Below are 20,743 nucleotides of genomic sequence, written 5' to 3'. Positions count from 1 at the left end.
GCAGGCTCGTGCCGGTGGAGGCCCTGAGAGACGTCGACCCCGCGCAGATCGGGGCGCATGCGCTGGTGGCCCGGCTCGGTGCCGGGGGGATGGGGCAGGTGTACCTCGGGCGGTCGCCCGGTGGGCGCCTGGTCGCCGTGAAGGTGATCCGGGACGAGATCACCGGGCATCCGGAGGCGCTGGCCCGGTTCCGGCGCGAGGCCGAGACCGTGCGTGCGGTGCGGTCGGCGTACACGGCGAACCTGATCGACGCCTCGCTGGCGGCGGCGCCGTACTGGCTGGCGACCGAGTACGTGGCGGGCCCGACGCTCGGTCATGCGGTGGCGGAGCGCGGTGGCTTGCCCTCGGACACCTGCCGGCGGCTGTTCGCGGCCCTCGCGGAGGGGCTGGCGAGCGTGCACGCGTACGGGGTGACGCACCGGGACCTCAAGCCGCAGAACGTCATCCTGGGCGCGCAGGGGCCGCAGCTCATCGACTTCGGCATCGCGCGGGGCGTGGGCGAGACGGCTCTCACCCAGGACGGGCAGGCCCCGGGGACGCCGGGGTACACGGCGCCGGAGGTGCTGCTGGGTGCGGAGGCCGGGGCCGCGGCGGATGTCTTCGCGCTGGGCGCGACCCTCGCGTACGCGGCGACGGGGCGGCCGCCGTTCGGTACGGGCGTGGCGACGACGGTGAGCTACCGGGCGGTGCACGAGCCGGTCGACGTGGCCGGGGTGGAGCCGGGGCTGGCGGGGCTGATCGAGGCGTGCGTGGCGAAGGATCCGGCGGTGCGGCCGGGCCTGCGCGAGGTCATCGCCCGGTGCGGGGTCCGGGACGCGCTGATCGACGATCCGGTGTACCTCGGGCTCGGTGCGCTGGGTGAGGCCGTACCGGTGCACGAGATACGGACGCAGGGGCCGGGTCGCCCGTACGTCCCGACGGCGGTCGAGCAGGTGCCGCGGGCCGCGCGGGGTGCGGGGCTGCGGCGCGGTGCCATGGCCGGCGCGGGGGTGGCCGTGGTCGTGGCGCTCTCCCTGACGGCCTGGAAGCTGATCCCGTTCGACGGCAGTGGCAGTGGCAGTGGCAAGGGCAAGGTCAACGGCGGTGCCGCGGCCACGCCGCCGGCGGCGCAGGGCGGGCAGCCGCCCGCGGCCACCGGTTCCAAGGGTGCGGCCAAGCCCCCGGCCGAGTACATCGACAACAACCAGATCTCGCGCTACGTGTGGAGCGGCTCCCCCGACCTGGACCTGGCCGTTCAGGGGGTCGGCCAGTGCAACCAGCCGGCCGAGGAGAAGTCTCCGGGCGCGGGCTTCCAGTCGGCGGTGTCGACCACCAGCGTCAACGGGAAGCCGGGCAGGACCGCGTCCGTGAAGATGCGGATCAAATACGCGGAGATGGCCCAGTCCGCGCCGGATCCGTACTACGTGTCCGTGGCGGTCAAGTCCCCCCACGACATCGAGCCGTCCACGGGCAAGCCCTTCCCCATGGACAACCGGGCCGTCGGCTACACGAGCAAGCCCGTCGACATCTACACGCATTGGAAGTCGGGTGGCGACGTGACACTCACCTACCCGGACGACTTCACGATGCACGCCGCGGGCAAGACGTGGCCCGCTGTGCCCCTGTCCGCCGACCCTGGGGACTGGACGGTGGTCTTCTACCACGTCGAGGATGATCCTACGAAGTACGCGAGCATCGCCTGTTCGGGCTTCCGAGTGGGGTAGTAGGACATGCGACACGGCCGAATCACACGTTGAAGTGACGGTGATGGGGGAGGGTTGACGGGTGCGCAGATTCTGGATGGCCGGCGGGATCGGGATTGGGCTGTGTCTGACGTTCGTGGCGCTCCTCGTCGTGGGGACGTACTCGGCGGCGGCGGGCCTCGTGGGGTCCGGTGCGGCCGGCCGCACGGTGGGGCTGGCGAAGGGAGCCGTACCCGCCAAGTACCAGGCATTGGTGGAGAAGTGGGGCAATCTCTGCCCGGCCGTCAACCCGGCCCTGCTCGCCGCCCAGCTGTACTCCGAGAGCGGCTGGAACCCGAGCGCCGTGAGTCCGGCGGACGCGCGCGGTATCGCGCAGTTCATTCCGGGCACGTGGGCGGGCCACGGTATCGACGGGGACGGGGACGGGGACCGGGACATCTGGGATCCGAACGACGCGATCCCGTCGGCGGCCTCGTACGACTGCGAGCTGGCCAAGGACGTGGCGAGCGTGCCCGGGGACGATGCGTCGAACATGCTCGCGGCCTACAACGCGGGGGCGTACGCGGTCATCAAGTACGGCGGAGTGCCCCCGTACAAGGAGACCCAGGGGTACGTGAAGGCCATCACCACGCTGGCCAAGAGTTTCGAGCGGCCCGTCGGGCGGGTGGCGCCTTCGCAACAGGCCGCCGGGGCCATCTACTTCGCGCAGAAGCAGCTCGGGACGCCGTATCTGTGGGGTGGCAACGGGACGCCCGATCAGGACGGGCGGTTCGACTGTTCCGGGCTGACCAAGGCCGCGTACGAGACCGTGGGGATCGAGTTGCCGCGCGTGGCGAACGACCAGTACAACGCCGGGGCGCACCCTTCGCGCGATCAACTCCTGCCCGGTGACCTCGTCTTCTTCTCCGATGATCTGACGAACTCCCGGGACATCCGGCACGTCGGGCTCTACGTGGGCGGCGGGTACATGATCAACGCCCCTTACACCGGTGCCGTGATCCGTTTCGACAAGATCGACACCCCGGACTACTTCGGTGCGACGCGCGTGACCAGGGACGGCGCGGAGGCCCTTCCGGAGCGTTCCGGCGCCGGTCGCCCGGCATAGCAACTCTCCGTAATGCAAAGGCCCTGAGCTGCGACGATGGGTCACTCTTCGATAACGTTGGAGTGATCATTGCGTGGAGAATGGAACGTAGGAGCCAGAACGGGCGTTCCATGGGCGCGGGGGTTGATCAAGTGGGGGTCGGAGGGGCGCACACAGGGGTGCGTCCCGCAGGGGAACCACGGCAAGGGCAAGGGGCCGCATCACCATGGCTGGACTCACAACAGGTGGGCCGAACGTGGATGTCAGCCTGCTGTACGAGATCAACGGAGCCGCCCGGCACGCTCCGGCGTGGCTGGACCGGGTCGTGAGCCTGGCCGGGGAGTACGGGATCCTGCTGGCCCTGGTGCTCCTGGTCCTGTGGTGCTGGCGCGGTGCCCGCCGACAGGACGAGGCCGCCGCCGTCGAGTCCGTCGCCGCGCTCGTCTGGGCCCCGCTGGCCGCCGGGCTGGCGCTGCTCGTGAATGTGCCGCTGCGTGAATTCGTGGGGCGGCCGCGGCCGTTCCGCCAGCACGAGGGCCTGCAAGTGCTCGACCCCGCCTTCGGCTGGGGGCTCGGGCGCACCGAGTTCTCCTTCGTCAGCGGCCACACCACCCTCGCGATGGCCCTGGGCGTAGGCCTGTTCGTGGCGAACCGGAAGTTCGGCCTCCTGGGGATCGGGCTGGCCTTCGCCGAGGGCCTGTGCCGGGTCTACATGGGCATCCACTACCCGACCGACGTCATCGGCGGCCTCGCCCTCGGCACCGCGGTGGTGCTCGTGCTCGCGCCGCTCGCCATGGCGGCGCTGACCCCGGTGGTGCGGGCGGTGGCCCGCTCCCGGCGCGGTGGCCGGCTCGTACGGGCCAAGAACGCCGCGCTGCCCCGGCCGGTCGGCCTCCCGCAGGCACAGACCCCGCCCGCGGGGCAGCGTACGCACGAGAGCGACCTCGCCGCCTGACACCGGTGGCGGTGCGGCCGGGATCAGCCCTGCGCGTACGCATTCCATACGGCGAGCAGCACGGCCGCCAGCAAGCACAGCAGCGCCGCCCCGAAGCACATCCGCACCGCCTTCGGCCGGGACCGGGTACGGGACCGGGTCCGGGTCCGGGTCCGGGACCGGGTCCGGGACCGGGACCGGGACCGGGGCATCAGGGAGCACCGCCGTCGGTGTCGCGGCGGTACCGGGAGCGCAGCCACCAGCCGGTCGCCGCGGCCGCGGCCGAGGTGAGCCCGATGGCCAGGGCCACGTCGGCCGGGCTGTCCGCCGAGCCCACAGGGCCGGCCCAGGCCGCGGCGGCCGGGGCGGACACGATGAGCAGGGCCCAGAGAAGGGTCGCGACGCGGGCTGCGGAACCTGGCATGGATCAAGGGCATCCGCTGCGGCCCGCCCCGGCCAGCCGGGCGGTCCGAACGGCCTACCCCGCCCGGCTACGCCTGCGTGTGGCGGGCCGCGTCTCTGCGGGCCAGGTCGCGGGAGCGGCGGGCGGGACCGCTCCAGCCGCACGTGCAGACGGCCAGGCAGAACGATCCGCGGTCGGCGGTGGATGTGGTGTGGCCGGCGGGCGGCTCCGGCTGCGCGTGGGGCCGCGGGAGCGGCAGGGAGTCAAGCGGAGGGACCAGTCTCGCTTCGGTGTGCGGTTCCACAGGTCCACGGTACCGGGGCGGGCGGCGCGCGGGGAGGGTGCGCCCCCGTGACGGGAAACCCCGGACCTCGTTAAACGGAGCGGGTGGGGGCCTCGGGCAAGCAGCGGTCATGCGTTGGGGGTTGGCAGGCGATGGTGGATCACCAGCACAGGCGGCCGCGCGGGCGTGCGGGTGAGGCGGTGCTCGCCGCCGGCGTCACCCTGGCGGTCACGACGATGACCGGGTGCGCGGGCGACGCGAGCGACGGCCGGCCTCCGCCGGACCCGGCGGCGGTGGTCCGCGGGGCCGCCGACGCACTCGCGAGGACCGGCAGTGCCCGGGCCCGTACGGCCATGGAGATGGCCACGGGCGGCACCCGGGTCACGATCCGCGGCGAGGGCGGGGTGGACTTCAAGAAGCGGATGGGCCAGCTCATCGTGATGCTCCCGGCCGATGTGAAGGGCAAGGCCGAGCACCGGCCCATCACCGAGCTGCTCGTGCCGGGCGCGCTCTACATGAAGAACCGCGGCGCGGGCGTCCCGGACGACAAGTGGGTCCGGGTCGACACGACGGCCCTGAACGACGGGAACCTGGTCACGGGCGGGGCCACCGATCCGCTGGTCGCGGCCGAGCTGCTGCGGGGCGCGCAGGAGGTGACGTACGTGGGGGAGACCGAGGTGGCGGGCACCAAGGTGCGGCACTACCGGGGGACCACCGACATCGGGCGGGCCGCGGGGAGCGCGTCACCGGAGCTGCGGGGGGCGCTGCGGGCGGCGGCGAAAGGGTTCAGCACGGACACGGTGCCGTTCGACGCCTATCTGGACGAGGAGGGGCGCCTGCGGAAGGTCAGGCACCGGTTCACGTACGTCAACAATGGCGTGATCGATGTGTCGTCGACCACGCTGCTGTACGGGTTCGGGACGCCGGTGACCGTCGTATTGCCAGCAAATGGGGACATTTACGCCGGGAAGATCTCCGACCAGTGAGGCGGACGAGGGGCGGGCGGCGCGATCGGGCCATGGCCCGGTATCCGGAAATGGTCCATCCGTGTCATGCGGGGGACGGTACGGCCTCCCTACGCTGAGAAGCCGGGCGCCGGCGCGTGGTGCGGTGCGGTATGACCGATGACGGCCGCTGGCCGGCGGCAGATTGAGGTGACACGCGTGACTCCCGCAGGCGGTACGACGGTGCAGGACCACGTTGCTCTCGCCGAGATCGAGCTGTGTGGTGAGCTGATCATCGCCGCGTCGGCGGCCGCGGAGGAGCGGCTCAGTCTGGACCGCATCGACGAGGTCCTGCTCGGGCAGTAGCCGGTCGCCTCCCGGCGGGGGTCAGTGGACGGTGCGTGTGCCGCGCCGCTGCTGGGGCTCCGCCCCAGACCCCGCGCCTCAAACGCCGGCGGGGCTGAAAGAGCGGGGCTCCGCCCCAGGCCCCGCGCCTCAAACGCCGGCGGGGCTGGGATGTGCGGGGCCGGGTTTGCGCGGGCTGGGCATTGCCGGGCTTGGGAGGGGGCGGCGGTCAGGTGCGCAGGAGGCGGGCGATGGCCTTGGTGGCCTCCTCGACCTTCGCGTCGATCTCGGTGCCGCCCTTGACCGCGGCGTCGGCGACGCAGTGCCGCAGGTGTTCCTCCAGCAGCTGGAGCGCGAAGGACTGCAGCGCCTTCGTGCTCGCCGAGACCTGGGTGAGTATGTCGATGCAGTAGACGTCCTCGTCGACGAGCCGCTGGAGGCCGCGGATCTGGCCCTCGATCCGGCGCAGCCGCTTGAGGTGCTCGTCCTTCTGGTGGTGATAGCCGTGGACGGCTCCGGAGCCCTCCGCCTCGATGGTCGTCATACGTCCTCCCGTGGTCCGGAACGAGGGGTGCATGCCGAATGCATACCCCTCATGGGTATAGGGTACTGGGCCCCGCCGTCCTGGGCAGGGGTCCGTGGTCCCCACTCTGCCCGATGGAGGACACTGTGGAACGGCCGGTTAGCCGTGGCCGGGGGATGCGCCTAGCATCAGCCTGACCGAATCCAATGCACCCCGAGGACCTCACGTGCGATTTCGTCTGACCCCCAGGGAGACGAGCTTCTACGACATGTTCGCCGCATCCGCGGACAACATCGTCACGGGCTCCAAGCTCCTGATGGAACTGCTCGGAGCGGACTCCTCCGCCCGGGCCGAGATCGCGGAGCGGATGCGGGCAGCGGAGCACGCGGGGGACGACGCCACTCACGCGATCTTCCACCAGCTGAACTCCTCCTTCATCACGCCGTTCGACCGCGAGGACATCTACAACCTGGCCTCGTCGCTCGACGACATCATGGACTTCATGGAGGAGGCCGTCGACCTCGTCGTCCTCTACAACGTGGAGGAGCTCCCCAAGGGTGTCGAGCAGCAGATCGAGGTGCTGGCGCGTGCGGCGGAACTGACCGCCGAGGCCATGCCGCACCTGCGGACGATGGACAACCTGACCGAGTACTGGATCGAGGTCAACCGCCTCGAGAACCAGGCCGACCAGATCCACCGCAAGCTGCTCGCCCAGCTCTTCAACGGCAAGTACGACGCCATCGAGGTGCTGAAGCTCAAGCAGATCGTCGACGTGCTCGAAGAGGCGGCCGACGCGTTCGAGCACGTTGCGAACACGGTGGAGACCATCGCGGTCAAGGAGTCCTGAACCTCGTGGACACCTTTGCTCTGGTCGTGACCATCGGTGTCGCGCTCGGCTTCACGTATACGAACGGTTTCCACGACTCGGCGAACGCGATCGCGACGTCCGTCTCGACGCGGGCGCTGACCCCGCGCGCGGCGCTGGCGATGGCGGCCGTGATGAACCTCGCCGGCGCCTTCCTGGGCAGCGGCGTGGCCAAGACGGTCAGCCAGGGCCTGATCGAGACGCCCACGGGCGCCACGGGCATGTGGATCCTCTTCGCGGCGCTGGTCGGCGCGATCGTCTGGAACCTGATCACCTGGTACTTCGGGCTGCCCTCGTCCTCCTCGCACGCGCTGTTCGGCGGCATGGTGGGCGCGGCGCTGGCCGGCGGTACGGAGGTGATCTGGTCGGGGGTCCTCGACAAGGTCGTCATCCCGATGTTCGTCTCGCCTGTCGTCGGCCTGATCGTCGGTTACCTGGTGATGGTGGCCATCCTGTGGATGTTCCGCCGGTCCAACCCGCACAAGGCGAAGCACGGCTTCCGTATCGCGCAGACGGTCTCGGCGGCCGCGATGGCGCTCGGACACGGTCTGCAGGACGCGCAGAAGACGATGGGCATCGTCGTGATGGCCCTGGTCATCGCCGATGTGCAGAGCGCCGACGCGCCGATCCCGGTCTGGGTCAAGGTCGTGTGTGCCGTGATGCTGTCGCTGGGTACGTACGCGGGCGGCTGGCGCATCATGCGTACGCTCGGCCGCAAGATCATCGAGCTGGACCCGCCGCAGGGGTTCGCCGCGGAGACCACGGGTGCCTCGATCATGTTCGGTTCGTCGTACCTCTTCCACGCGCCGATCTCCACCACCCACGTGATCACCTCGGCGATCATGGGTGTGGGCGCGACCAAGCGTGTGAACGCGGTCCGCTGGGGCGTCGCCAAGAACATCATCCTGGGCTGGTTCATCACGATGCCGGCCGCGGCCTTGGTCGCGGCGCTGAGCTTCTGGATCGTGGACCTGGCGTTGGTGTAGTCCCCGGGTCCCCGGGTCCCCGGACGAAAGCGGGCCGGCTCCCCCCACCCAGGGGGAGCCGGCCCTTTTCTTTCTTTCGCCTTGCGGTGGCACCGCCATGCAGCACCGCAGGACGTCTAGTCCCGGTTTAGCCGAAGCGACCCGAGATGTAGTCCTCGGTCGCCTGGACGGACGGGTTCGAGAAGATCCGGTCCGTGTCGTCGAGCTCGATGAGCTTGCCGGGCTGGCCGACGGCCGAGAGGTTGAAGAAGGCGGTGCGGTCCGAGACGCGGGCCGCCTGCTGCATGTTGTGCGTCACGATGACGATCGTGAAGCGCTCCTTGAGCTCGCCGATCAGGTCCTCGATCGCCAGGGTGGAGATCGGGTCCAGGGCCGAGCAGGGCTCGTCCATCAGCAGGACCTGGGGCTCGACCGCGATGGCGCGGGCGATGCACAGACGCTGCTGCTGGCCGCCGGAGAGGCCGGAGCCGGGCTTGTTCAGGCGGTCCTTGACCTCGTTCCAGAGGTTGGCGCCCTGGAGCGACTTCTCGACTACGTCCGTGAGCTCGGACTTCTTGAAGTTGCCGTTGAGCCGCAGGCCCGCCGCCACGTTGTCGAAGATCGACATGGTGGGGAAGGGGTTCGGGCGCTGGAAGACCATGCCGACCGTGCGGCGGACCGCGACGGGGTCCACGCCGGTGCCGTACAGGTTCTCGTCGTCCAGCAGGACCTTGCCCTCGACGCGGCCGCCGGGGGTGACCTCGTGCATGCGGTTGAGGGTGCGCAGGAAGGTGGACTTGCCGCAGCCGGACGGGCCGATGAAGGCCGTCACGGAGCGGGGCTCCACGGTCATCGAGATGTCATCGATGGCCTTGTGGGTGCCGTAGAAGGCGGACAGTCCGGAGACGTCGATTCGCTTCGCCATGAGGGGTCACTTCGCTTTCATAAGTCGCGTCAGCGACCGGTCTTCGGGGCCTTCCAGCGGGCGATGCCGCGGGCCACCAGATTGAGGATCATGACGAAGGCGATCAGGACGAGCGCTCCGGCCCATGCCCGGTCGTAGGAGGCTTCACTGCCGACCTTGTACTGCTCCCAAATGTAGAGAGGGAGCGAGGACTGGGCGCCTTCGAAGGGGTTGCCGTTGATCAGCTGGGAGCCGAAGACCAGCAGCATGATCGGGGCGGTCTCGCCGGCGATGCGGGCGACGGCCAGCATCAGACCGGTGGAGATACCGCCGATGGCGGTCGGGAGCACGACCTTGAGGATCACGCGCCACTTCGGCACACCGAGGGCGAGGGCGGCCTCGCGCAGCTCGTTCGGGACGAGCTTGAGCATCTCCTCGGTGGAGCGGACCACGACCGGCATCATCAGGATCGACAGGGCCATGGCGCCGGCGAAGCCGGACGGGCCGAAGCCGAGCATCAGGTTCCAGGTCGTCAGGATGAACAGGCCCGCGACGATGGAGGGGATGCCGGTCATGACGTCGACGAAGAAGGTGACGGACCTGGCGAGGCGGCCGTTGCCGTACTCGACCAGGTAGACGGCGGTCAGCAGGCCGATGGGGGCCGCGATCAGCGTGGCGAGTGCGACCTGCTCGATGGTGCCGAGCAGGGCGTGGTAGACGCCGCCGCCCTCGTCGAAGCTGGTCACGCCGTTCATGGAGTGGCTGAGGAAGGTGCCGCTCAGGAGCTTCAGGCCGCGGCTGATCGTGGTCCACATCAGCGAGAGCAGCGGGATGACCGCGAGGACGAAGCAGACCCACACGAGGGAGGTCGCGACGCGGTCCTTGGCCTGCCGGCGGTTCTCGATCACCGCGCTGGCGGTGTACGTGATGGCGATGAAGAGCAGTGCCGCGAGCAGACCCCACTGGATCTTGCTCTGGAGGCCGAAGGCGAGGCCGATGCCGCAGCCGAGGGCGATCGAGAGGGCCGCGATGCCGGTCGGGGCCCAGCGGGGCAGGCCGCCGCGGGTGAGGCCGGCGGGGGCGGCGGACTTGCGGGCCCGGGTGGGCCGCTGGTCCTGGATTGCGTGGCTCATCAGGCGTTCGCCCCCGAGAAGTCCTTGCGGCGAGCGATGATCAGGCGAGCTGCACCGTTGACCAGCAGGGTGAGCAGGAAGAGGACGAGACCGGAGGCGATCAGCGCGTCGCGGCCGAACTCGTTGGCCTCGTCGAACTTCGCGGCGATGTTCTGCGCGAAGGTACCGCCGCCGGGGTTCAGGATGTGGCCGGAGATCAGGAAGCTCGGGGAGAGGACGGTCGCGACGGCCATGGTCTCGCCGAGCGCGCGGCCGAGGCCGAGCATCGAGGCGGAGATGACGCCGGAGCGGCCGAAGGGCAGCACCGACATGCGGATGACCTCCCAGCGGGTCGCGCCGAGGGCCAGGGCGGCCTCTTCGTTCATGCGCGGGACCTGGAGGAAGACCTCACGGCTGACGCTGGTCACGATCGGCAGGATCATGATCGCGAGCAGGATGCCGACGGTGAAGAGCGAGCGGGCGACGCCGACCTGGGTCTTCTCGAACACGTACGTCCAGCCGAGGTACTCGTCCAGCCAGAGGTTCAGGCCGTTGAGCTGCGGGACGAGGAAGAGGGCGCCCCAGATGCCGTAGATGATCGACGGCACGGCGGCCAGCAGGTCGACCACGTAGGCGAGGGGCGCGGCCAGCTTGCGCGGCGCGTAGTGCGAGATGAACAGGGCGATGCCGACAGCGATCGGGACGGCGATGGCCATCGCGACGATCGAGCTGACGACGGTGCCGAAGAGCAGGACGGCGATGCCGAAGACGGGCGGGTTGGCCGACGCGTTCCAGTCGAAGGTGGTGAGGAAGTTCCCCTCGTTCTTCGACAGGGCGATCGAGGCGCGGTAGGTGAGGAAGGCGGCGATCGACGCCATGATCACCAGGAGCAGGATGCCGGAGCCCTTGGAGAGCCCGGCGAAGATCTTGTCACCGGCGCGACCGGTGGATCCTCCGCTACGGGTGACAGGCGGAGCCGTGTCTATCTGGGTGGGTGTGGTGGAAGCCATGGTCTTTCCGGTCTGTGTGGGGGGCAGGCCCCCTGGCGGCGGTGCACCGGATTCCCCCGGGTGGAGGGGAAGGGCCCCCGAGGTGTCGGTTGCCCGGACGGGGGCGGCCGACACCTCGGAGGTCAGGATTTAGCCGAGGGTGTTGATGACCTCGCGGACCTTGGTGTTGATCTCGGCCGGGATCGGCGCGTAGCCGTTCTCGAGGAGGACCTTCTGGCCCGCGTCCGAGGCGGCGTAGTTCAGGAAGGACTTCACGGTCGGGAGCGTCTCGGCCTTGTTGCCCTTGTCGCAGACGACCTCGTAGGTCACCAGGACGAGCGGGTAGGCGCCCTCGGCCTTGGTGGTGTAGTCGAGCTTGAGGGCCAGGTCGGAGCCGGTGCCGGCGATCTTGGCGGCGGCGATGGCCTTGGAGGCGTTCTCACCGCTGGCCTTGACCGGGGCTGCGGCACCCGTGTTCAGGTCGACGGTCTTGATGCTCTGCGAGCTGGCGAAGGAGAGCTCGAAGTAGCCGATCGCACCGTCGACCTGCTTGACCTGGGCGGCGACGCTGGAAGAGCCGGAGGCCGACTGACCGCCCGGGGCGGCCCACTTCTTCGCGGCCTCGTACGGCCAGGCGTCGCCCGCGGTGGCCTTGAGGTACTTGGTGAGGTTCTCGGTGGTGCCCGAGTCGTCGGAGCGGTGGAAGGCCTGGATGGCGGTGGAGGGAAGCGTGACGCCGGGGTTCAGCTTCTTGATCGCCTCGTCGTCCCACTTCTTGATCTTGTCGTTGAAGATGTTGGCGACCGTGGCGGCGTCGAGGTTCAGCTTGTCCACGCCGGCGACGTTGAAGCCGAGGGCGATGGGGCCGCCGACCATCGGGAGGTCGATGCCCTGGCCACCGGTGCAGATCTTCTTCGACTCCTCGACCTGCTCCGGCTTCAGCGCCGAGTCGGAGCCGGCGAAACCGACCGTGCCCTGGTTGAAGGCGACGATGCCCTCACCGGAGGAGGAGGACTTGTAGTTCACCTCGACGCCGGAGCAGGCGGCCATGTAGTTCTTGATCCACAGCTCGATCGCGTTCTTCTGCGCGGAGGAGCCGGAGGCCAGGAGCTTGCCCTTGGCGTCGTCGCACTTGATGTCGCCCGCGGCGGCCGCGGAGGGCTTCGCCGAACCGTCGGCGGTCTTGGTGTTGTCGTCCGAGCCGCACGCCGTGAGGACCAGGGCGCCGGACACGACAAGCGCGCCGAGGGCGGAGGCACGAAGCATGTTCTTGCGCTGAAGCTTCACTTTTCGGGTGTTCCTTCCAGAAGCCGCCGGCCGCTTTCTGAATCGGGGCGGCGTGCGAAGAGGACTACGTCGGTTGTGCGCGGCTGAGCTGCTCGACTTCCGGGCGACTCGCTCCGTGCATCACCGAAATTAGGCAGAACAGGTGAAGCGGCCGACCGGCCCGAGTGAACGGATGGTGAACCGTGGCGGACGGCCCGGTGTGTCCCGGGCCGGTCGCACGCAGCCGTCATCATCCGTTATCCGCACGTTATCGCGGCGTGACCGCGGGCTCGGGAAGCCAGAGATGCTGGAATTCGAGGCGGGCCGCCTCGACCTCGTGGCGCTGGTCGGCGTGCAGGACGCCCAGGGCGTAGGCCGTGGCCGGGGCGATGCGCGGGGTGCGGGCCGCCGTCGCCGAGGCCGTCGCCGCCTCGGCCGCGTCACGGTGGCGGTCCAGGGCGTCGCCCGCGGCCGCCGGCCGGGTCACGTCCTCGCCGAGCGCCTCGCGCGCGTACCGGTGGACCCGCAGCAGGCGGCGCACCTCGTGCCAGAGCCCGTCGTGGTCCGCGTTGTACGGATGTGCGCCGTCGACCGGGGGGAGCGCCGCGACCGCCGCCGACAGGCGGGTTTCGGCCACGGCGGCCAGCGGGACGAGTACCTCCGCCACCCGCCCCCGGGCCGCGACCGCGTCCAGCGGCACCTCCGAGGCGAGCACCGCGACCGCGTCCGCCACCGCGTGGAAGCGGGAGGAGCCGAGCGCCTGGAGGGTGGCCGAGTGGGCGCGCGTACGGGCCAGGGTGAGCTGGCGCTCCAGCAGGGCGCCGGCCCGCGCCGAGCCCACCGTCAGCGCGCCGGCCGAGCCGCGCGGCGCCGGCAGTTCCGGGGCCCCCGACAGCCGGTGCAGGGCGTCCATCAGCCGGGTCAGCCGGGCCGCGTACGCGTGCTCGTCGGCCAGGGTCGAGGACAGCCACACCAGCTCGGTGCGCAGCCCGTCGGCCCAGGAGGACTCGGTCACCACCCGGAAGGTGGCCAGGGAACCGCTGATGCGGCGCGCAGCCCCCCGCAGGCTGCGCGCCGCGTCGCTTCCTTCGGCGGCCCCGCTCGCTGTGCCTTCGTCGTGTAGGCGCAGCGCGCGCAGGAAAGCGGTGGCCTGGGCGCGCAGGTACGCGCCGAGCACGGCACCTGCGTCCGCCGTCGCCGTAATCGGGTCATGGTTTGGCTGAGCCACGCCGGCGCCTCCGGGCGTCTATGAGCGTCTCCTGTACGTGCCGCAGCGGCTGGCCGTCCGCGTCCGTGCTGTGCCGGGTCCACTCGCCGTCCGGGCCCAGGTGCCAGGAGGAGGTGGCGTCGGACATCCCGGTTTCCAGCATCCGGTCCAGTGCCGCGCGGTGGGCCGGGTCGGCGACCCTGACCAGTGCCTCGATACGGCGGTCGAGGTTGCGGTGCATCATGTCGGCGCTGCCGATCCACACCTCGGGTTCGCCGCCGTTGCCGAAGGCGAAGACCCGGGAGTGTTCCAGGAAGCGGCCGAGGATCGAGCGGACCCGGATGTTGTCCGAGAGCCCGGGGACCCCGGGGCGCACGGCGCAGATGCCGCGCACCCAGATGTCGACGGGCACTCCCGCCTGGGAGGCCCGGTAGAGCGAGTCGATGAGGGCCTCGTCGACGATCGAGTTCATCTTGAGCCGGACGTAGGCGGGGCGGCCGGCCTTGTGGTGGGCGGCCTCCTTGTCGATCCGCGCTATCAGTCCGTCCCGCAGCGAGCGGGGCGCCACCATCAGCCGGCGGTAGGTCTCGCGGCGCGAGTAGCCGGACAGCCGGTTGAAGAGGTCGGAGAGGTCCGCGCCGACCTGCGGGTCGGCGGTGAGCAGGCCGAGGTCCTCGTAGAGCCGGGCGGTCTTGGGGTGGTAGTTGCCGGTGCCCACGTGCGAGTAGCGGCGCAGCGTCTCGCCCTCCTGGCGGACGACGAGCGACAGCTTGCAGTGGGTCTTGAGGCCGACGAGCCCGTAGACGACGTGGCAGCCGGACTCCTCCAGCTTGCGCGCCCACTTGATGTTGGCCTGCTCGTCGAAGCGGGCCTTGATCTCGACGAGTACGAGGACCTGCTTGCCGGAGTCGGCGGCGTCGATCAGGGCGTCCACGATCGGGGAGTCGCCGGAGGTGCGGTAGAGCGTCTGCTTGATGGCGAGGACGTCCGGGTCGGCGGCGGCCTGCTCCAGGAAGGCCTGCACCGAGGTGGAGAAGGAGTCGTACGGGTGGTGCAGCAGGACGTCCCGCTCGCGCAGGGCGGCGAAGATGTCGGGCGCGGACGCGGACTCGACCTCGGCGAGGTCGCGGTGGGTGCCGGCGACGAACTTCGGGTACTTGAGCTCCGGGATGTCCAGCGAGGCGATCCCGAAGAGGGCGGTCAGGTCCAGCGGGCCGGGCAGCGGGTAGACCTCGGAGGCGTTGACCTTCAGCTCCTGCACCAGCAGGTCCAGGACGCCCGGGTCGATGGACTCCTCGACCTCCAGGCGCACGGGCGGGCCGAAGCGTCGCCGCATGAGCTCCTTCTCCAGGGCCTGGAGCAGGTTCTCGGCGTCGTCCTCCTCCACCTCCAGATCCTCGTTGCGGGTCACGCGGAACATGTGGTGCGCGAGCACCTCCATGCCGGGGAACAGCTCCTCCAGGTGCGCGGCGATGACGTCCTCCAGCGGGACGTAGCGCTGCGGGGAGGCCTCCAGGAAGCGGGAGAGGAGCGGCGGGACCTTGACCCGGGCGAAGTGGCGGTGGCCGCTGACGGGGTTGCGTACGACCACGGCCAGGTTCAGGGAGAGGCCGGAGATGTACGGGAAGGGGTGCGCGGGGTCCACGGCCAGCGGGGTCAGCACCGGGAAGATCTGGTTGCGGAACAGGGTGAAGAGGCGCGCCTGCTCCTTCTCGGTCAGATCGGGCCAGCGGATGAGGTGGACGCCCTCCTCGGCGAGTGCCGGGGAGATGTCCTGCTGGAAGCAGGCGGCGTGCCGGGCCATGAGCTCGCGCGAGCGCGTCCAGATGAGGTCCAGCACCTCGCGGGGCTGCAGGCCGGAGGCCGAACGGGTGGCGACACCCGTCGCGATACGCCGTTTGAGGCCGGCCACGCGGACCATGAAGAACTCGTCGAGGTTGCTCGCGAAGATCGCCAGGAAGTTGGCGCGCTCCAGCAGGGGCGTCGTCGGATCCTCGGCGAGCTCCAGCACCCGCTCGTTGAAGGCGAGCCAGCTGCGCTCCCGGTCGAGGAAGCGGCCCGGCGGGAGCTCGTCGCCGTCCTTGTCGTCGTCGTAGGCGTCCAGATCCGCGTCGAGATCGGGCTCCAGGTCGACGTGCGGGCGGTGCGCCGAGATGGAGCCTATGCGGGCGTGGGCTCCGGTGACGGACCGGCCGGGGGCGGCGGCGGGGGTGTGAGACGGGTGCTGGGCGGGGACCTCGGTGGGGCCTGCGCTGGGCTGGTGGCTCATGACTCCATTCTTCCGCGCACGCGGGAGGACAGGCACGTCGGAAGTGTCGGCCGTCAGTCGGAGTCGGGGCTGCATTGGGGGAGAGTCGCAAGCGCGTCTGAATGCCTGGTTAATGGCGTGTGGCTTCCCGGGTCCGGATGGCGCACGAGTCGCCTCCCGGCGGGGGTGGCGGGGGCCTGTGCGCCCCGGGCGTGCGCGGCCCCTGCGGGGGGCTCGGCCTTGGGCTCCCCGGGTCCGGGCGCTGCCCGGACCCGCGCCTCGGTCGCCGGCGGGGCCCAAAGATCGGGGCTCCGCCCCGGACCCCGCGCCTCAAACGCCGGCGGGGCTGGATTTGGCCCGGCGAGGCTGAAAGACCGGGGCTCCGCCCCCGGCCCCGCGCCTCAAACGCCGGCGGGGCTGGATTTGGCCCGGTCAGCTTTCGGTGCGGTACATCAGGTCGACCTCGTGGGTGGTGAAGCCGAGGCCCTCGTACACGGCCAGGGCCGCCGGGTTGTCGGCGTCCACGTAGAGCATGGCCGTCGGCAGGCCCTGGGCCGCCAGGTGGCGCAGGCCGATCGCGGTGAGGGCCTTGCCGAGGCCGCCGCCCTGGGCGCCCGGGCGGACGCCGACCACGTAGACCTCGCCCAGCTGCTCCGCCGCGTGGACCTTGGTCCAGTGGAAGCCGACGAGCTCGCCGTCGCGCTCCGCGAGGAAGAAGCCCTTGGGATCGAACCACGGCTGCGCGATCCGGTCGTCCAGGTCGCGCTGGGTCAGCGAACCCTGCTCGGGGTGATGGGCGAAGGCGGCCGCGTTCGCCGTGAGCCAGGCCTTGTCGTCGGCGCCGGGCACGAAGGTCCGTACGGTCACCCCGGGCGGGAGCACCGGCTCCGGCAGCGGGTCCCCGCCGGCCAGCGGCCGGCGCAGCTGGCGCAGCTCGCGGAAGAGGGTCAGGCCGAGCACCTGCGCGAGGTGCCGGGCGGCCGACTTGCCGCCGTGCGCCCATACCCGCAGCCGCTTGCCGGAGGCGGCCAGCAGGGCCGTGCCCATGGCCCGCCCGTGTCCGCGGCCGCGCAGGGCCGGGTGCACGACGAGTTCGGCGGCCGGGGCCTCCACCGGGTCGGTGTCCTCCAGTTGTCCGTAAGCGGAGAGCCGGCCGCCCTCGGTGAGCAGGAAGTGCCGGATGCCCTCGCGCGGTCCGCCGCGCAGCTGGAGCCGTCCCTGTTCGGACACGGCGGTGGTGCCGTCCGTACGCGCCGCGTCCTCGATGAGTTCGAGTACGGCGATCGCCTGTTCCTCCGTCAGCTCGTCGAGGGTCTGAATCTGCCGTCCCGGCTCCAGGGCCGCTGCTGCGTCAGTCATGGCACGAGCCTACGACCGCCATGGGGGAGGGGCGGAGTGCGGGCGCGTGGTCGGTCCTTCTTCTGCGCGTAACCAACGCGATACCCCTACCCCCTGGTAGAGCTACGCGCGTTGACCATAGGCTTCGGCGGACCTCCCATGTCTTACCTCTGTCACATAAGGGGACTAAATGTCAGCGACGCCACAACGGCACCGCCGAACCCGCCGGTTGACCCTCACCGCCCTCGCCGTCACGGCCGGGGCCGGGGCCATGGTCGCCGCCGCACTTCCGGCCGGTGCCGCGAGTGGTGGCGGTGCGGCCAAGAGCCGGACCGTCGATGTGCAGATGCTGTCGTTCAACGACTTCCACGGCACGCTGGAGCCCCCGCAGGGTTCCTCCGGCACCGTGACCGAGCGTCAGGCCGACGGCACCACCAAGGCCATACCCGCGGGCGGTGTCGAGTACCTCGCGACCAGCCTGCGCGAGGCCCGCAAGGGCCACGAGTACTCCGTCACGGCCGCGGCCGGTGACATGATCGGCGGCAGCCCGATGCTGTCCGGGCTCTTCCACGACGAGCCGAGCATCGAGGCGCTGAACAAGATCGGCCTGGACGTATCCAGCGTCGGCAACCACGAGTTCGACGAGGGCAAGACCGAGCTGCGCCGCATGGGTTACGGCGGCTGCCACCCGGTCGAGGGCTGCTTCGAGTACGGCAAGGAGTTCACCGGCGCCGAATTCCAGTACCTCGCCGCCAACGTCACGGACGAGAAGACCAAGCGTCCGCTGATGTCGCCCACCTTCATCTGGAAGAAGGGTGACGTGAAGATCGGCTTCATCGGCGTCACCCTGGAGGGCACTCCGGACGTCGTGACCGCCGAGGGCGTCAAGGGCCTCAAGTTCGGCGACGAGATCGAGACGATCAACAAGTACGCCGCCGAGCTGAACAAGCAGGGCGTGAAGTCGATCGTCGCGCTGATCCACGAGGGCGGCCTGCCCGCCAACGGCGCGTACAACTACGACTGCAACGTCCCGGGTGCCGGCGCCGGCATCTCGGGCGCGATCGTGGACATCGCCAAGAACGTGGACTCCAAGGTCGACGCGCTGGTCACCGGCCACACGCACCAGGCCTACGCCTGCAACATCCCGGACCCGGCGGGCAACCCGCGTACGGTGACCTCGGCCGCCTCCATCGGCCGCCTGTTCACCGACACCACCCTCACCTACGACCGGCAGACCAAGGACATCGTCCGTACGCCGGTCACCGCGCCGAAGCCGGTGAACAAGATCGTGGGCCGGGACCAGCCGAAGGCCCCGGACATGACCGAGCTGATCGACCGCTGGAAGGAGCTGGCGGCCCCGATCGCCAACCGTCCGCAGGGCTTCATCTCGGCCGACATCCCCGGCCGCGGTTCCGAGGCGCCCGAGAAGCCGCTCGGCGACCTGATCGCCGACGCGCAGCTCGAAGCGCTCGCCCCGGCGGACAAGGGCGGCGCGCAGCTGGCCGTCATGAACCCGGGCGGCATCCGCTCGGACCTCGCCTACAAGGCCTCGGGTGACGAGGGCGACGGTGTGGTGACGTACGGCGAGTCCTTCACGGTCCAGCCGTTCACCAACATGATGAACATCGTGGACCTGACCGGCGCGCAGCTGATCACCGCGCTCCAGCAGCAGGTCAGCGGGCCGGTCAACGGACCGAACCCGAAGATCCTGCAGGTGTCGAAGGGCTTCACGTACACCCTGGACATGACGAAGGCGGGTGCGGACCGCATCGTCGTGGACTCGGTGAAGCTCAACGGTGCGCCGCTCGACCCCGCCAAGACCTACCGGGTCGCGATGAACGAGTTCCTCGCGGGCGGCGGTGACGGCTTCACCGTCCTGAAGGAGCACAAGAACAAGCTGGTGGGCGCGTCCGACCTGGACTGCTTCAACACCTACCTGACGAAGAACTCCTCGGCGGCGGCCCCGATCGCCCCGCCGGCGGCGAACCGGATCACCGTCGTCAAGTAGCACGCGCGTACAGCACGCCCGGAGGGGGCGGTGGGCCGACCGGCCCGCCGCCCCCTCCGGCGTTCGCCCCGCACCCCCGTGGCGGGGCGGCCGCCTCACAGGGCCGTGAGGAACGTCCCGACGGCGTCGTCGACGCCCTGGGGGTCGGTGAAGGGCACGAAGTGGTCGCCGTTCAGGGGGGTGTACGAGGTCTTGGGGCGGCGCGCGACCATCGCGTCGGCGGTGTCCTGGCGCAGGGCCTGGCTGTGGATCCCGTGGATCAGTACGGCCGGGCAGGTGCTCGCGAGCCAGGCGCCCCAGTGGTCGCCCCGGCAGGCCTCGATGGAGTCGAGCATGTCCTGGGGGTGGAACGGCAGCCGCCAGCCCTCGCCGGAGGGGAGCGGGCGCAGGGCCTGCTCGACGAACCGGGCGCCCACCGGCCCGGCGGCTTCGAGGAGTTCCTCGCGGGTGGGGGCGGTGTACCGCATGCCGTGCAGGAAGTCGAAGAGGGGGCCCTCGGTGGTGGGCCGGATCTCGACGGTGGCGTCGACGTCGATGAGTGCGGAGATCCGGTCGGGGTGGGCGGCGGCGAGGTGGTAGGCGTTGAGGCCGCCGAGGGAGTAGCCGAGGAGGGCCACGGGGGCGTCCAGGCCGAGGTGGTCGAGGAGGGCGACGGCGTCGGAGACGTAGCCCTCGCGGCGGTAGTGCGGGGCCCGGTCGGAGCTGCCGTGGCCGCGCTGGTCGGGCGCGATGACCCGCCAGGCGTCGCCGAGGTGCGCGGCGAGTCCGGCGAAGGCGAGGCCCTCGGACAGGCCGCCGTGCAGGGCCAGCAGCGGGCGGCCCGAGCCGCCGGAGTCCACGTAGGACAGGGTGCGGTCGTCGATCTTCATCTCGTTGCGCTGCATGGCGGTTCTCCCCGTTTCGCCGGTCTTCCGATGCCTGAAGCCTGCCAGGATTTGGGCGTACGCGCAATACACACGTGTAGGGCGCTTGCCCAAAAGGGTGGCGGCTACGATCCCCGCATGGGAAATCGCGAGGACCTGCTGGCCGGAGCCCGGCGCTGCCTGGAGGAGAAGGGCTACCTGCGCACGACCGTGCGCGACATCGCCACGGCCTCGGGGGTGAGCATGGCCGCGATCGGCTACCACTTCGGATCCCGGGAGACCCTCCTCAACCAGGCCCTGTTCGCCGCCATGGAGGAGTGGGCCGCGGGATCCGGCCGTCTCACCGGTGAGGGCGAGACCGCGGGGGCGCGCTACGCCGACACCTGGGACCGCAAGATCCGCGACTTCGGCGAGATGCGCTGGCTATGGCTGGCTTCCGTCGAGGCCTTCGTCCACGCGCAGTCCTCGCCCGAGCTGCTCGCGATCCTCGCCGAGGGGCAGCGCCGCAACCGGCGGATGGTGGCCGCGGCGCTGCGCGGGGTGCCGCAGGAGGAGGTCTCCGAGGCGGACGTACGGGCCCTCGGCTCGATGCACATCGCGCTGCTCAGCGGGGTGATGGTGCAGACCCTGACCGATCCGGAGCAGGCGCCCGACGGCCGGGAGCTCCTCCAGGGGCTGCGGTCCATGGTCGAGCTGCTCGAAAGCTGACCACTACCGACAGGTAGTAAAGCTGACGTGTGCACGCCATAATCCGGCCATCACCGGGTCGGCAAAGGGGCG

General features: G+C 70.6%; 19 protein-coding genes. 9 read left to right on the top strand and 10 right to left on the bottom strand.

Annotation, left to right across the window (positions count from 1 at the left end; all coding sequences use genetic code 11):
- Positions 1–14: 14 nt before the first annotated feature.
- From ACZ4YL_RS37925 to ACZ4YL_RS37915, 3 genes are all read left to right on the top strand, one after another.
- A complete protein-coding gene (locus tag ACZ4YL_RS37925; protein ID WP_468122797.1) occupies positions 15–1,703 on the top strand; it encodes a serine/threonine-protein kinase in 1,689 nt (562 codons plus the stop codon).
- 76 nt (positions 1,704–1,779) lie between these two features.
- Entirely contained in the window at positions 1,780–2,787 is a 1,008-nt protein-coding gene (locus ACZ4YL_RS37920; protein ID WP_468122812.1) for a C40 family peptidase, read from the top strand.
- A gap of 205 nt (positions 2,788–2,992) precedes the next feature.
- Positions 2,993–3,721 carry a phosphatase PAP2 family protein gene (locus ACZ4YL_RS37915; protein WP_373045629.1) on the top strand — a complete coding sequence of 243 codons (729 nt, stop codon included), beginning with the start codon at positions 2,993–2,995 and terminating at the stop codon, positions 3,719–3,721.
- A 190-nt stretch (positions 3,722–3,911) separates the two neighbouring features.
- On the opposite strand, the gene ACZ4YL_RS37910 is transcribed toward ACZ4YL_RS37915, so the two are convergent.
- Positions 3,912–4,124 carry a hypothetical protein gene (locus tag ACZ4YL_RS37910; protein ID WP_468122796.1) on the bottom strand — a complete coding sequence of 71 codons (213 nt, stop codon included), beginning with the start codon at positions 4,122–4,124 and terminating at the stop codon, positions 3,912–3,914.
- 414 nt (positions 4,125–4,538) lie between these two features.
- Here ACZ4YL_RS37910 and ACZ4YL_RS37905 point away from each other — a divergent pair, with 414 nt between their 5' ends.
- On the top strand, positions 4,539–5,372 hold the full coding sequence (locus tag ACZ4YL_RS37905) for an SCO4651 family lipoprotein (protein ID WP_468122795.1): 834 nt from the start codon (positions 4,539–4,541) through the stop codon (positions 5,370–5,372).
- 138 nt (positions 5,373–5,510) lie between these two features.
- Positions 5,511–5,696: a hypothetical protein gene (locus tag ACZ4YL_RS37900; protein WP_468122793.1), complete on the top strand. Its 186-nt coding sequence runs from the start codon at positions 5,511–5,513 to the stop codon at positions 5,694–5,696.
- Positions 5,697–5,904: 208 nt separating this feature from the next.
- Here ACZ4YL_RS37900 and ACZ4YL_RS37895 read toward each other — a convergent pair whose 3' ends face one another.
- Complete coding sequence (locus ACZ4YL_RS37895; protein ID WP_453125516.1) at positions 5,905–6,252, bottom strand: metal-sensitive transcriptional regulator; 348 nt, start codon at positions 6,250–6,252, stop codon at positions 5,905–5,907.
- Positions 6,253–6,424: 172 nt separating this feature from the next.
- Between ACZ4YL_RS37895 and ACZ4YL_RS37890 the strand changes: the two genes are divergently transcribed.
- Complete coding sequence (locus ACZ4YL_RS37890) at positions 6,425–7,045, top strand: DUF47 domain-containing protein (RefSeq protein ID WP_008742369.1); 621 nt, start codon at positions 6,425–6,427, stop codon at positions 7,043–7,045.
- 5 nt (positions 7,046–7,050) lie between these two features.
- Entirely contained in the window at positions 7,051–8,049 is a 999-nt protein-coding gene (locus ACZ4YL_RS37885; protein WP_468122791.1) for an inorganic phosphate transporter, read from the top strand.
- A gap of 127 nt (positions 8,050–8,176) precedes the next feature.
- Here the strand turns inward: ACZ4YL_RS37885 and pstB are convergent, their stop codons facing one another.
- The 7 genes from pstB to mshD form a co-directional block, all read right to left on the bottom strand.
- Positions 8,177–8,953 (bottom strand): phosphate ABC transporter ATP-binding protein PstB, encoded by a 777-nt coding sequence (pstB, locus tag ACZ4YL_RS37880; protein WP_468122789.1) that lies wholly within the window; start codon positions 8,951–8,953, stop codon positions 8,177–8,179.
- Between the two features lie 29 nt (positions 8,954–8,982).
- Complete coding sequence (gene pstA, locus ACZ4YL_RS37875) at positions 8,983–10,065, bottom strand: phosphate ABC transporter permease PstA (RefSeq protein WP_468122787.1); 1,083 nt, start codon at positions 10,063–10,065, stop codon at positions 8,983–8,985.
- Complete coding sequence (pstC, locus tag ACZ4YL_RS37870; RefSeq protein WP_030009314.1) at positions 10,065–11,054, bottom strand: phosphate ABC transporter permease subunit PstC; 990 nt, start codon at positions 11,052–11,054, stop codon at positions 10,065–10,067. The genes pstA and pstC overlap by 1 nt, the downstream gene beginning before the upstream one ends.
- A 129-nt stretch (positions 11,055–11,183) precedes the next feature.
- Positions 11,184–12,320 (bottom strand): phosphate ABC transporter substrate-binding protein PstS, encoded by a 1,137-nt coding sequence (gene pstS / locus ACZ4YL_RS37865; RefSeq protein ID WP_030768171.1) that lies wholly within the window; start codon positions 12,318–12,320, stop codon positions 11,184–11,186.
- A 247-nt stretch (positions 12,321–12,567) separates the two neighbouring features.
- A complete protein-coding gene (locus ACZ4YL_RS37860; RefSeq protein ID WP_468122785.1) occupies positions 12,568–13,527 on the bottom strand; it encodes a CHAD domain-containing protein in 960 nt (319 codons plus the stop codon).
- Complete coding sequence (locus tag ACZ4YL_RS37855; protein ID WP_328789826.1) at positions 13,508–15,775, bottom strand: RNA degradosome polyphosphate kinase; 2,268 nt, start codon at positions 15,773–15,775, stop codon at positions 13,508–13,510. Before ACZ4YL_RS37855 ends, ACZ4YL_RS37860 begins: the two co-directional genes overlap by 20 nt.
- Positions 15,776–16,186: 411 nt before the next feature.
- Positions 16,187–17,113 (bottom strand): mycothiol synthase, encoded by a 927-nt coding sequence (gene mshD, locus ACZ4YL_RS37850; protein WP_468122783.1) that lies wholly within the window; start codon positions 17,111–17,113, stop codon positions 16,187–16,189.
- 169 nt (positions 17,114–17,282) lie between these two features.
- Between mshD and ACZ4YL_RS37845 the strand changes: the two genes are divergently transcribed.
- Positions 17,283–19,100 (top strand): bifunctional metallophosphatase/5'-nucleotidase, encoded by a 1,818-nt coding sequence (locus tag ACZ4YL_RS37845; protein WP_468122782.1) that lies wholly within the window; start codon positions 17,283–17,285, stop codon positions 19,098–19,100.
- Between the two features lie 95 nt (positions 19,101–19,195).
- On the opposite strand, the gene ACZ4YL_RS37840 is transcribed toward ACZ4YL_RS37845, so the two are convergent.
- Positions 19,196–19,984: an alpha/beta fold hydrolase gene (locus tag ACZ4YL_RS37840; RefSeq protein ID WP_468122780.1), complete on the bottom strand. Its 789-nt coding sequence runs from the start codon at positions 19,982–19,984 to the stop codon at positions 19,196–19,198.
- A 117-nt stretch (positions 19,985–20,101) separates the two neighbouring features.
- Here ACZ4YL_RS37840 and ACZ4YL_RS37835 point away from each other — a divergent pair, with 117 nt between their 5' ends.
- Positions 20,102–20,671 carry a TetR/AcrR family transcriptional regulator gene (locus tag ACZ4YL_RS37835; protein WP_468122779.1) on the top strand — a complete coding sequence of 190 codons (570 nt, stop codon included), beginning with the start codon at positions 20,102–20,104 and terminating at the stop codon, positions 20,669–20,671.
- Positions 20,672–20,743: the final 72 nt, after the last annotated feature.

Source organism: Streptomyces sp. NPDC030021 (assembly GCF_055574035.1).
The sequence above is the reverse complement of the archived record's forward strand: the minus strand, read 5'-3'. Positions and strand labels throughout refer to the sequence as shown.

Bases quoted from the DNA above. Each gene is read 5' to 3' on its own strand.
- ACZ4YL_RS37895 (WP_453125516.1), bottom strand. From the start codon at position 6,252: ATGCACCCCTCGTTCCGGACCACGGGAGGACGTATGACGACCATCGAG.
- ACZ4YL_RS37900 (WP_468122793.1), top strand. From the start codon at position 5,511: ATGACGGCCGCTGGCCGGCGGCAGATTGAGGTGACACGCGTGACTCCC.
- ACZ4YL_RS37835 (WP_468122779.1), top strand. From the start codon at position 20,102: ATGGGAAATCGCGAGGACCTGCTGGCCGGAGCCCGGCGCTGCCTGGAG.
- ACZ4YL_RS37840 (WP_468122780.1), bottom strand. From the start codon at position 19,984: ATGCAGCGCAACGAGATGAAGATCGACGACCGCACCCTGTCCTACGTG.
- ACZ4YL_RS37905 (WP_468122795.1), top strand. From the start codon at position 4,539: ATGGTGGATCACCAGCACAGGCGGCCGCGCGGGCGTGCGGGTGAGGCG.
- mshD (WP_468122783.1), bottom strand. From the start codon at position 17,113: ATGACTGACGCAGCAGCGGCCCTGGAGCCGGGACGGCAGATTCAGACC.
- ACZ4YL_RS37855 (WP_328789826.1), bottom strand. From the start codon at position 15,775: ATGAGCCACCAGCCCAGCGCAGGCCCCACCGAGGTCCCCGCCCAGCAC.
- pstA (WP_468122787.1), bottom strand. From the start codon at position 10,065: ATGAGCCACGCAATCCAGGACCAGCGGCCCACCCGGGCCCGCAAGTCC.
- ACZ4YL_RS37915 (WP_373045629.1), top strand. From the start codon at position 2,993: ATGGCTGGACTCACAACAGGTGGGCCGAACGTGGATGTCAGCCTGCTG.
- pstC (WP_030009314.1), bottom strand. From the start codon at position 11,054: ATGGCTTCCACCACACCCACCCAGATAGACACGGCTCCGCCTGTCACC.
- ACZ4YL_RS37920 (WP_468122812.1), top strand. From the start codon at position 1,780: ATGGCCGGCGGGATCGGGATTGGGCTGTGTCTGACGTTCGTGGCGCTC.
- ACZ4YL_RS37845 (WP_468122782.1), top strand. From the start codon at position 17,283: ATGTCAGCGACGCCACAACGGCACCGCCGAACCCGCCGGTTGACCCTC.
- pstB (WP_468122789.1), bottom strand. From the start codon at position 8,953: ATGGCGAAGCGAATCGACGTCTCCGGACTGTCCGCCTTCTACGGCACC.
- ACZ4YL_RS37910 (WP_468122796.1), bottom strand. From the start codon at position 4,124: ATGCCAGGTTCCGCAGCCCGCGTCGCGACCCTTCTCTGGGCCCTGCTC.